The sequence below is a fragment of the Micromonospora marina genome (assembly GCF_900091565.1).
In the GTDB taxonomy this organism is placed as follows: Bacteria; Actinomycetota; Actinomycetes; order Mycobacteriales; family Micromonosporaceae; genus Micromonospora; species Micromonospora marina.
In genome coordinates, this window is the sequence record NZ_FMCV01000023.1 from 103,364 (window position 1) to 113,101 (window position 9,738).

General features: G+C 70.4%; 9 protein-coding genes and 1 pseudogene. 6 read left to right on the forward strand and 4 right to left on the reverse strand.

Going from position 1 to position 9,738, the window contains the following annotated elements; translation table 11 throughout:
- The first annotated feature begins 95 nt into the window (after window positions 1-95).
- A complete protein-coding gene (locus tag GA0070215_RS22945; RefSeq protein WP_091049612.1) occupies window positions 96-1,943 on the forward strand; it encodes a 2-oxoacid:acceptor oxidoreductase subunit alpha in 1,848 nt (615 codons plus the stop codon).
- On the forward strand, window positions 1,936-2,970 hold the full coding sequence (locus tag GA0070215_RS22950) for a 2-oxoacid:ferredoxin oxidoreductase subunit beta (RefSeq protein ID WP_018788940.1): 1,035 nt from the start codon (window positions 1,936-1,938) through the stop codon (window positions 2,968-2,970). Before GA0070215_RS22945 ends, GA0070215_RS22950 begins: the two co-directional genes overlap by 8 nt.
- Before the next feature lie 82 nt (window positions 2,971-3,052).
- On the opposite strand, the gene GA0070215_RS22955 is transcribed toward GA0070215_RS22950, so the two are convergent.
- A complete protein-coding gene (locus GA0070215_RS22955; protein ID WP_018788939.1) occupies window positions 3,053-3,700 on the reverse strand; it encodes an FMN-dependent NADH-azoreductase in 648 nt (215 codons plus the stop codon).
- A gap of 86 nt (window positions 3,701-3,786) precedes the next feature.
- On the opposite strand from GA0070215_RS22955, the gene GA0070215_RS22960 reads away from it, so the two are divergent.
- The gene (locus tag GA0070215_RS22960; RefSeq protein WP_244167100.1) at window positions 3,787-4,269 is read left to right on the forward strand and encodes a MarR family winged helix-turn-helix transcriptional regulator; all 483 of its coding nucleotides are present in this window, start codon (window positions 3,787-3,789) and stop codon (window positions 4,267-4,269) included.
- 25 nt (window positions 4,270-4,294) lie between these two features.
- On the opposite strand, the gene GA0070215_RS22965 is transcribed toward GA0070215_RS22960, so the two are convergent.
- Entirely contained in the window at window positions 4,295-5,308 is a 1,014-nt protein-coding gene (locus GA0070215_RS22965) for a potassium channel family protein (protein ID WP_018788937.1), read from the reverse strand.
- A 176-nt stretch (window positions 5,309-5,484) separates the two neighbouring features.
- Here GA0070215_RS22965 and GA0070215_RS22970 point away from each other — a divergent pair, with 176 nt between their 5' ends.
- On the forward strand, window positions 5,485-6,126 hold the full coding sequence (locus GA0070215_RS22970) for a helix-turn-helix domain-containing protein (RefSeq protein WP_091049660.1): 642 nt from the start codon (window positions 5,485-5,487) through the stop codon (window positions 6,124-6,126).
- A 125-nt stretch (window positions 6,127-6,251) separates the two neighbouring features.
- Window positions 6,252-6,842: an ATP-dependent Clp protease proteolytic subunit gene (locus GA0070215_RS22975; protein ID WP_018788935.1), complete on the forward strand. Its 591-nt coding sequence runs from the start codon at window positions 6,252-6,254 to the stop codon at window positions 6,840-6,842.
- Between the two features lie 192 nt (window positions 6,843-7,034).
- Here the strand turns inward: GA0070215_RS22975 and GA0070215_RS22980 are convergent, their stop codons facing one another.
- Together GA0070215_RS22980 and GA0070215_RS22985 are read right to left on the reverse strand one after the other, a co-directional pair.
- Window positions 7,035-7,811, reverse strand: coding sequence for an HAD-IIB family hydrolase (locus GA0070215_RS22980; RefSeq protein ID WP_091049618.1), 777 nt, complete (start codon window positions 7,809-7,811; stop codon window positions 7,035-7,037).
- Between the two features lie 237 nt (window positions 7,812-8,048).
- Window positions 8,049-9,344: a condensation domain-containing protein gene (locus tag GA0070215_RS22985; RefSeq protein WP_091049620.1), complete on the reverse strand. Its 1,296-nt coding sequence runs from the start codon at window positions 9,342-9,344 to the stop codon at window positions 8,049-8,051.
- 206 nt (window positions 9,345-9,550) lie between these two features.
- Here GA0070215_RS22985 and GA0070215_RS29880 point away from each other — a divergent pair.
- Window positions 9,551-9,738, forward strand: a pseudogene (locus GA0070215_RS29880) (IS701 family transposase); the annotation flags it as partial.

Sequence of the window (9,738 nt, forward strand, 5' to 3'; positions counted from 1 at the left end):
AGGTGGCCCTAACGTGGCGACGTAGGCTCTGACGTGAGAATCGGAGCGGGCCGGGCCGGCAGGGGCGACGGCGCTCAGTGAAGCGAGGTGCGGGTGTGACCAAGCAGATCCGTCAGCTGGACCGGGTGGTCATCCGGTTCGCCGGTGACTCCGGCGACGGCATGCAGCTCACCGGCGACCGGTTCACCTCGGAGACGGCGCAGCTAGGCAACGACATCTCCACGTTGCCCAACTTCCCCGCCGAGATCCGGGCTCCCGCCGGCACCCTGCCCGGCGTGTCGAGCTTCCAGGTGCACTTCGCCGACTACGACATCCTGACCCCGGGCGACGCGCCGAACGTGCTGGTGGCGATGAACCCCGCCGCGCTCAAGGCCAACCTGGCCGACCTGCCGCGCGGGGCGGACATCATCGTCAACACCGACGAGTTCACCCGGCGCAACCTGGCCAAGGTCGGCTACGCGGCCAGCCCGCTGGACGACGACTCGCTCGCCGGGTACGCGGTGCACCCGGTGGCGCTCACCTCGATGACGATCGGCGCGCTGGCCGAGCACGACGTGTCCAAGAAGGACGCCGAGCGGGCCAAGAACATGTTCGCGCTCGGGCTGCTGAGCTGGATGTACTCCCGCCCGTACGAGTCCACGCTGCGCTTCCTGGAGCGCAAGTTCGCGGCCCGCCCCGAGCTGGTGGCGGCGAACGTGGCGGCGTTCCGGGCCGGCTGGAACTTCGGCGAGACCACCGAGGACTTCGCCGTCCGGTACGAGGTCAAGCCGGCCAAGATGCTGCCGGGCACCTACCGGAACATCACCGGCAACGCGGCACTGTCGCTGGGCCTGGTGGCCGCCGGGGTGCGCTCCGGGCTGCCGGTGTTCCTCGGCGCGTATCCGATCACGCCGGCCTCGGACATCCTGCACGAGCTGAGCAGGCACAAGAAGTTCGGCGTGGTCACCATGCAGGCCGAGGACGAGATCGCCGCGGTCGGGGCGGCGCTCGGCGCGTCGTACGGCGGCTCGCTCGGCGTCACCACCACGAGCGGTCCGGGCGTGGCGCTCAAGAGCGAGACGATCTCCCTGGCGGTGGCGCTGGAACTGCCGCTGGTCATCGTCGACGTGCAGCGGGCCGGTCCGTCCACCGGCATGCCCACCAAGACCGAGCAGGCCGACCTGAACATGGCCCTGTACGGCCGGCACGGGGAGGCACCGGTCGCGGTGATCGCGCCGAAGTCCCCGGCCGACTGCTTCCACGCGGCGCTGGAGGCGGCCCGGATCGCGCTGACCTACCGCACCCCGGTGATCCTGCTGTCGGACAACTACGTCGCCAACGGCTCCGAGCCGTGGCTGCTGCCGGACGTGGAGTCGCTGCCCGACCTGCGGGTCGAGTTCGCCACGAAGCCGAACGGCGAGGACGGCACCACGTTCCTTCCCTACCTGCGGGATCCGCAGACGCTGGCCCGCCCGTGGGCGGTGCCCGGCACGGCCGGTCTGGAACACCGGATCGGCGGCCTGGAGAAGGCCGACAAGACCGGCGACATCTCGTACGACCCGGCCAACCACGACTTCATGGTGCGGACCCGGGCGGCCCGCATCGAGACCATCCCGGTCCCCGACGTCGAGGTGGAGGACCCGGACGGCGACGCCCGGGTGCTGGTGCTGGGCTGGGGTTCGACGTACGGGCCGATCGGCGCCGCCTGCCGGGGCCTGCGCCAGCGCGGGCTCTCGGTGGCCCAGGCCCACCTGCGGCACCTGGCCCCGATGCCGGCGAATCTCGGCGAGGTGCTGGGCCGGTACGACAAGGTGGTCGTGCCGGAGATGAACCTCGGCCAGCTCGCCCACGTGATCCGGGCGAAGTACCTGGTCGACGCGATCGGCTACAACCAGGTCCGCGGCCTGCCGTTCACCGCCGCCGAGCTGGAGACGATGCTGGAAGAGGTCCTGAAGAATGTCTGAGCCCGTCGCCCTCAAGCTCACCGCCAAGGACTTCAAGTCCGACCAGGAGGTGCGCTGGTGCCCCGGTTGCGGCGACTACGCCATCCTGGCGGCCGTGCAGGGCTTCATGCCGGAGCTGAACATCCCCCGGGAGAACATCGTCTTCGTCTCGGGCATCGGCTGCTCGTCGCGCTTCCCGTACTACATGAACACGTACGGCATGCACTCGATCCACGGCCGGGCCCCGGCGATCGCCACCGGCCTGTCGGTGTCCCGGCCGGATCTGTCCGTCTGGGTGGTCACCGGTGACGGCGACGCGCTCTCCATCGGCGGCAACCACCTGATCCACGCGCTGCGCCGCAACGTGAACCTGAAGATCCTGCTGTTCAACAACCGGATCTACGGGCTCACCAAGGGCCAGTACTCGCCGACCTCCGAGGTCGGCAAGATCACCAAGTCGACGCCGGTCGGCTCGGCCGACGCACCGTTCAACCCGCTGTCGCTGGCGCTCGGCGCCGAGGCCACGTTCGTGGCCCGGACGATCGACTCGGACCGCAAGCACCTCCAGTCGGTGCTGCGGGCCGCCGCCCAGCACGAGGGTTCCGCGTTCGTGGAGATCTACCAGAACTGCAACATCTTCAACGACGGCGCGTTCGACCCGCTGAAGGAACCGGCCACTCGGGACGACTTCCTGATCCGGCTGGAGCACGGACAGCCGATCACGTTCGGCGCGGGCGGGCAGTTCTGCGTCGTCCACCCGCCGGGCGGCTTCGGGCTGGAGGTCCGGGAGACCGCGAACACGCCGGTCGAGGAGATCGTGGTGCACGACGCGGGCGTGGCGGACCCGGCGTACGCGTTCGCGCTGTCCCGGCTGCCCGGCCTGGACCTGAGCAACACCCCGATCGGGGTGTTCCGGTCGGTGGACCGTCCCTCCTACGACAGCGTGGTGCAGGAGCAGGTCGCGGCCGCCAAGGCCACCGTCGACCGGACCCCGGAGCAGCAGCTCGCCGCGCTGCTCGGCAGCGGCGACACCTGGACGATCCTCTGATCCGCCGCTGACCCGTCACTGAGCGAAGGGCGGGCCGTTCCCCCGTGGAACGGCCCGCCCTTCGCGTGTGACGGCGGTTCGGTCAGGCGGCCGCCGAGGCGGGCAACCACAGCTCGTCGACGGCCCGCTCGGCCGCGGCGAGGCTCTGCTCGAACAGCGGGATCAGCTCGGTCATCGCCGGGTTGACCGGGGCGAGGGTCAGCTCGGCGCAGATGAACCGCGGCTCCAGCCCGGTCAGGGACAGGCCGTGTGGCAGCCACGGCTCGGCGTGGTCCCAGCCCTCCCGCGGGGTGCCCGGGCCGTACCCACCGCCGCGGCTGACCAGGACGACGAACTGGCGGTCGCCGAGCAGCCCGGCGTTCGTCGCCGGGTCGTACGCGATGCCGGGGGCGATCAGGTGGTCGACCCAGGACTTCACGCTGCTGGGCGGGCCGTAGTTGTAGAGCGGGAGCCCGAGCAGGACCGTGTCGGCCTGCTTGACCTCGGCCACGACCGCCTCGGTCAGCCGCCAGGACGCCTGCTGATCCGGCGTGTGCTGATCCGGCGGCACCATGCGCGCGAGGCCGCTCGCCGTGTTCAGGTGCGGCAGTGGGTTCTGCCCCAGGTCGCGGTAGGTGACGGTGCCGTCCGGGTGGGCGGCGCGCCACGCGGCGGCGGCGCGGGCGGTGAGCCGCCGGCTGATCGACCGCTCGCCGGTGATGCTGGAGTCGACGTGTAGTAGGTGCGCCATTTGCGGTTCCCCCTCCGATAATCGTTCGCGTCGGACGAACTATTTATAGCAGGCCAATGTTCCTCGGGGCGCGTAAACTGGGTCACATGTCCGCCGCACCGGTCGAGGAGTCCGAGCGCCGCTCCGGGCCCCTGCTCGATCACCTGGCCCGCCGGATGCGGCTGCGCTCGGAGTCGGTGCTGGCGCCGCTGGGCCTGCGCCCCCGCCATCTGGTGGCGCTCACCGTGCTGCGCGACTCCGGCGGCATCAGCCAGCAGGCGCTGGCCGGCACGCTCCAGATCGACAGCACGAATGTGGTCGGGCTGCTCAACGACCTGGAGGCGGGCGGCCTGGCCGAGCGCCGCCGCTCCCCGGAGGACCGCCGGCGGCACGAGGTACGCCTCACCGACGCGGGCACGAAGCGACTGCGCGAGGCCGAGTGCGCGCTCGCCGGGGCGGAGGAGGAGGTCCTCGGCGCGCTGGCACCCGGCGAGCGAGACCTGCTCTACGACCTGCTGCGACGGGCCACCCAGGGCCGGTCCTCGACCTGCGGCGAAGTGATCGCGGAGGGCGGCACGGGCGCCTGCTGACCGCAGGCGCTCAAGCGGCGCGGGGTCAGAGCGCGGACGTGGCCTGCGGCCGGTCGTCCCGGACGTGGACGAGCATGTCGCCGGTCTCGATCACCGAGGCGGCGCGGTCGTTGAGCGTGACCACCTTGCCCCGGCGGACCAGCGCGATGACCAGCGACTCCAGCTCGCGCGGTGAGCGGCCCACCTCGCTGCGCTCGGCCGACCGCATGGCCAGCGCCATGCCCTGCCCCGGGGTGAGCAGGTCCTCCACCACGTCGATCAAGGGCGGGGCCGAGGTGGACAGGCCGAGCAGCCGCCCGGCCGTGGCCGACGAGACGATCACGTGGTGCGCGCCGCTCTGCTTGAGCAGCGGAGCGTTCTCCGCCTCCCGGACGGCCGCGATGATGCGCACCTGACCGGCGGTGAGCTGCCGGACCGTGAGCGCCACCAGCACCGAGGCGTCGTCGCTGTCGGTCGCGATGATGACCGACTTCGCGGTACGCACGTGCGCCTGCTCCAGCACCGACGATCGGGTCGCCGAGCCCTCGATCGTCACCAGCCCGTTGGAGGTGGCCTGCCGCAGCGCCGGCCCGCTCCGCTCGACCACCACGATCTTGGACTTGTCCGTGCCGTTCTCCAGCAGGGCGGACACCGCGCTGCGGCCCTTGGTGCCGTAGCCACAGATGATGACGTGGTCCTTCACGGTTCTCCTCCACCGCGACAGGCGACGGCCGGTGCGGTACTGCTCGGTCAGGACTTCCAGGGTGGTGCCGACCAGGATGATCAGGAAAAGCACCCGGGCGGGGGTGATGAACAGGACGTTGATCAGGCGCGCCGACGGGCTGACCGGGGTGATGTCGCCGTACCCGGTGGTGGAGAGCGAGACCACCACGTAGTAGAAGCAGTCGAGCAGGCTCAGGCCGCTGTCGTCCACGTCGCGGTAGCCGTCGCGGTCGAGCCAGACCAGCGCCACGGTGGCGAAGACCAGGCCCAGGGCGGCGAGCAGGCGCAGACTCAGCGCACTCAGCGGCCCCCGCCGTTGCGCGGGAAAGTGGATCACCGTCGGTCCTGCTCCGCCGTCGTCGCCTGCACGCCCTCAAGATAGCGGGTACGCCGCGAGCAGGCTGGCTGGGCCGGGCGCCCGGTCGGTACCACCGGGGCCGACCGGGCAGGTGCCGGGCGCGTGAACGGGGCATGATGGGGACGTCCGGGACGCCCGACCGCGAGGAGGCCGGCATGTCGTTGCTACGACGGGTGATCGGTGGGGTGCTCCGGCGCATCCGCCTGCGCCAGGGCCGCACGCTGCGCGAGGTGGCCCAGGCCGCCGGCGTCTCCCTGCCCTATCTCTCCGAGGTCGAACGCGGACGCAAGGAGGCCTCCTCCGAGGTGCTCGCGGCGATCTGCCGCGCGCTCGGCATCCACCTCGCCGACCTGCTCGAAGAGGCCCGCGACGAGCTGCGCCGGGAGCGTCCGGCACCGGTCGGCCCCGGAGTCTCGGCGGCCCGGTTCGACCGGGTGCCGACCGCTCGCACCGGGCCACACCTGCGGGTCGGACCGCCGCGGCTGTCCGTCGCGCGCCGCCCGGCCGTGTCGCCCCGCCCATCCGTGTCCCGCCGGCCCGCCGTCTCGCTCCGGCCGCACGTCGCCCGCCGGCCGGTCACTGCCACGCCGCTGCTCGGCGGCGCACTGCGGCCCGTGTCCGCGGGGCCCGCGCCGCTCGGTCCGGCGCTCGACGCCGCCACGCCGATCGGGTTCGCCGGCGGTATCCGGATCTGGCCGGCGCCCTCCGCCCCGACCGTCCGCCCCCGTCCGCGTACCTCCGTCACGGTGGCCCGGCGGCGGGCCCGCGCCGGCCGGCGGCGGCCGATCGCCGCGTAGCTTCTGCCCAGGGCGAATCTGCCCCGGGCAGAAAGCCTGGGCCGCGCGGATGCGGCCGGCGGACGCTGGAGACCGCCGGGTTCCCGGGCGGTCCCCCGCCCACCGGCGGTACGGAGGTGGCGGCGATGGGTGGCATCTGGATGCTCGACGAGGGGCAGCCGGCGTTCGGCGACCGGGTCTTCGAACGGCTACTGAAGGAACGGATCATCTTCCTCGGCACCGAGGTCACCGACGCGTCGGCCAACCAGATCTGCGCGCAGATCCTGCTCCTCGCGGCCGAGGACGCGGAGCGCGACATCTTCCTCTACATCAACTCGCCGGGCGGCTCGGTCAGCGCCGGCATGGCCGTCTACGACACCATGCGGTACGTCAAGAACGACGTGGCGACGCTGGCGCTCGGCATGGCCGGGTCGATGGGGCAGTTCCTGCTCTGCGCCGGGGCGGCCGGCAAGCGGTTCGCGCTCCCGCACTCGCGGATCATGATGCACCAGCCGTCCGGCGGGATGGGCGGCACCGCCGCGGACATCACCATCCAGGCCGAGAACATGCTGCACGTGAAGCGCACCATGCAGGAGCTGATCGCCCGGCACAGCGGGCGGACACTGGAGGAGATCCAGCGCGACTGGGACCGCGACCGCTGGTTCACCGCCGAGCAGGCCCGCGAGTACGGCCTGGTCGACCAGGTGCTCACCCGCGTCGACCAGCTCGCGGCGTGAGCGGGCGCGGCCCGGCCGGTCCCGCACCGACCGGGCCGCGCCTCGGCGATCAGGGGTAGCTGACCACAGTGCTGGTGCCGCACGAGCCGACGACTGGCGTGCCGATCTCGTTGATGGTGCGCTCGATGCCGCCGCGGCCGTCCAGGAACGAGCCCGCCGGTTCACCGGACGGGCGGGCCCTGCGGGCTGTCCTCAGGCGCGCTCGGCGCGCTGTCTCACCAGGTCGTCGACAAGCCTCTCGACGTAGTCGGCGGTCTCCTCCCAGCGGGTGACCGGCACACAGCGGATGCCCATCGCCTTGACCGGGTAGTCGTTGCCACCCACGTCCAGGCGGTCACCCACGAAAAGCACATTGTCGATCTTCAGGTCCAGGTGCTCCAGCAGCTTCCGCATGCCGTACGCCTTGTCCACGCCCTTACGGGTGACGTCGATCGAGGTCGAGCCGCCGCCGCGCACCTCCAGGTCGGGCAGCTTCGCCGCGACCGCGTCCCGCAGCCGGCGCTTCTTGTCGCCGTCCGGGTCCCAGCCGTACTTCTCGGCCGGCGGGGCGGACTGCCCCAGCGCGGAGAACGTGATCTGGCTGCCCCGGTCCTCGATGATGTCGCCCCAGGGCTTCGCCTCCCACAGACCCAGCGCCTGCGCCGACTCGGTGAGCGCGGCGACGACGCGGGCCTTGTCGGCCGCGGTGAGATCCTCCGCGTAGACCTGCCGCCAGCCCTCGTCGGACCAGCGGTAGTAGCGGGTGCCGCAGGTCGGCATCAGGTGCAGGCGGTCGCGCTGCTCCTCGGTGAGGTCGAGGTGGGCGAGCACCTGCGACTGGAACTGCTCGAACCGGCCACCGGAGATGACCAGTACGTCCACCTCGGTGAGCAGGTGGCCGAGCAACTCCGCCATCCGACGATCGATCTGGGACTTGGAAATCGCCAGGGTGTCGTCGAGGTCGAACGCCACCACTCGAAGATCGTTCACGAATACCTCATGTCGTCGCGGACAGGCCAGACCTAGCAGGGTACCGACGGCAACCCTGTGGCGTCCGCGTGCCCCGATCGCCACTTCACGCAACCTTCTGCTCGCAGGCTATCTCCCCTGCCCCACACGTGTGGTCCCGAGTGCGCAAAGGTCGGCCCACACCACCTCGCCGTCGTAGACCGCCAACACCGACACGGGCAACTCAGGGCCCGGCGGCGTCGACCCGGGCCGCTGAACTCACCACGTGTAGCTCTCCAGTCGTGACTGCGCAGGCGTCCGCCGGTCGGTGAGGAACCCGACCATGTTGGCGAGCAGGACGGGCATCAAGTCCCGATCCAAATATCGCGTGTCGACGAAAAGACTGATCGAGGCGTCCGTTCCGTCGGTTCGGAACTGCACCGCCAGACGCATCGAACTGAAGGCAATTGGCGGATCAGCCACGACTAGCGCATCGTGGTCCCCCACCGCCGCGAAGTCGGATGGCGCATTCAGAGCACCCGGCAACGGCACGAAGTTCGCGAAGTGTTCAACGTCTGCACCGTGGCCCTTTTCGCGCAACATGTCGTCCCGCGTCCACGGGTCGTACAGACTGTAGCGGCCCGCCAGCAACAATCCCGAGGCCGTCTGACGCATCAAGAGCCGCTTGTCGCCCACCACGTCGACAGCCAACAGGCCGTGCTGCGCGAGGGTACCGACATAACGCTTCAACGGCGCACGAGTACGATTTGAGCAGTGCACCGGCACCGCACATCTCGACACTCCGAATTCCCGGGCGAGCGCCGCCACCAGAGCGCTCAGGAAGACCGCGGCATCGCCCACACCCACCGAGCTCGCCAAATTGCGGGCGGCACAGCCGAGTCCGCGGACGTATGCCGTGATACTCGGGAAGTTCGGCGGCCCCCCACGGCTGCGCGTGAACAGCGGGGGCACCGACGCGATCTTGGCGTCCCAGAATTGCATCGATCGACGTAGCTGACTTTGCCCGACGGCAGAAGACTCCCACTGCGCTTGCTCACGTGGCTGGTAGGCGCGCTCCAACGGCCTTCCGCGCAGACTATCCTGAAGATCGCGAAGAAGGGTGTTCCCACCGGCACCGTCGGTGACGATGCGCGCCATCGCGCACGCGATCCACCGCGGCTCCCCGCCCCGCACGCCGATCGCGAAGCGTACGGGCAATTCAGTCGTGAGGTCGAACCGCCTTTGGGCGAGCGCGGTGACAGTCGCGATGCCGTCCTCATCCGCATCCTCCACGACAGGCACCTCGACGATGCCGGCACTGTGGACCCGTTGGCGCGGGGGGCCCGGAGCGTCGTCGTCGAATGTGGTACGCAGGCTTTCGTGGCACGCGACGACCGAACGCACTGCGGCAATAGTGTCCCTGAGGCTTATACCAACCGGCACCGGTATTCGTAGGTGCATGTTGAATCGAGCGTCGTTCGGCCGATTCACGAGCATTGTCTTCCACACCGCTCGCTGGCCCCATGTCGTGTGCTCGGTGGCCGCATCATTCGCATCAACGTCGACCATGTTCATGACCGGCGATCATACCGGTCCCGTGCAGGCTGACCTATACGACAAAAAACGCTTTATGACTAGTACGGCAGCCGCCATTGGCGGTCTGACCTGGTGGGATGCGGTGGGGTGATGCGACGTGGACGCAGCCGCCTGTTGATCATGTGTTTGTGAGGACGACAAGATCGAAGGCGGCTGCTGCTGCCAGGGTAACGGCTGGCCGGGCGGTGCGGGCACGGGGCGAGTTGTTGGAGCGGGTGCGGTCGTGCTTCGTCCAGACGCGGACGTGGCAGCACGCGGGCCGGTACGTGTCGGCGCTGGTGAGCAGGTTGCCCAAGCGCAACGGGTGGAGCATCGCCGAGTACGTCGGGGACGTCACGCCGGACCGGACCCAGCGGTTGTTGAACCGTGCGGT

Bases quoted from the DNA above. Each gene is read 5' to 3' on its own strand.
- GA0070215_RS22950 (WP_018788940.1), top strand. From the start codon at position 1,936: ATGTCTGAGCCCGTCGCCCTCAAGCTCACCGCCAAGGACTTCAAGTCC.
- GA0070215_RS22955 (WP_018788939.1), bottom strand. From the start codon at position 3,700: ATGGCGCACCTACTACACGTCGACTCCAGCATCACCGGCGAGCGGTCG.
- GA0070215_RS22960 (WP_244167100.1), top strand. From the start codon at position 3,787: ATGTCCGCCGCACCGGTCGAGGAGTCCGAGCGCCGCTCCGGGCCCCTG.
- GA0070215_RS22970 (WP_091049660.1), top strand. From the start codon at position 5,485: ATGTCGTTGCTACGACGGGTGATCGGTGGGGTGCTCCGGCGCATCCGC.
- GA0070215_RS22975 (WP_018788935.1), top strand. From the start codon at position 6,252: ATGGGTGGCATCTGGATGCTCGACGAGGGGCAGCCGGCGTTCGGCGAC.
- GA0070215_RS22985 (WP_091049620.1), bottom strand. From the start codon at position 9,344: ATGAACATGGTCGACGTTGATGCGAATGATGCGGCCACCGAGCACACG.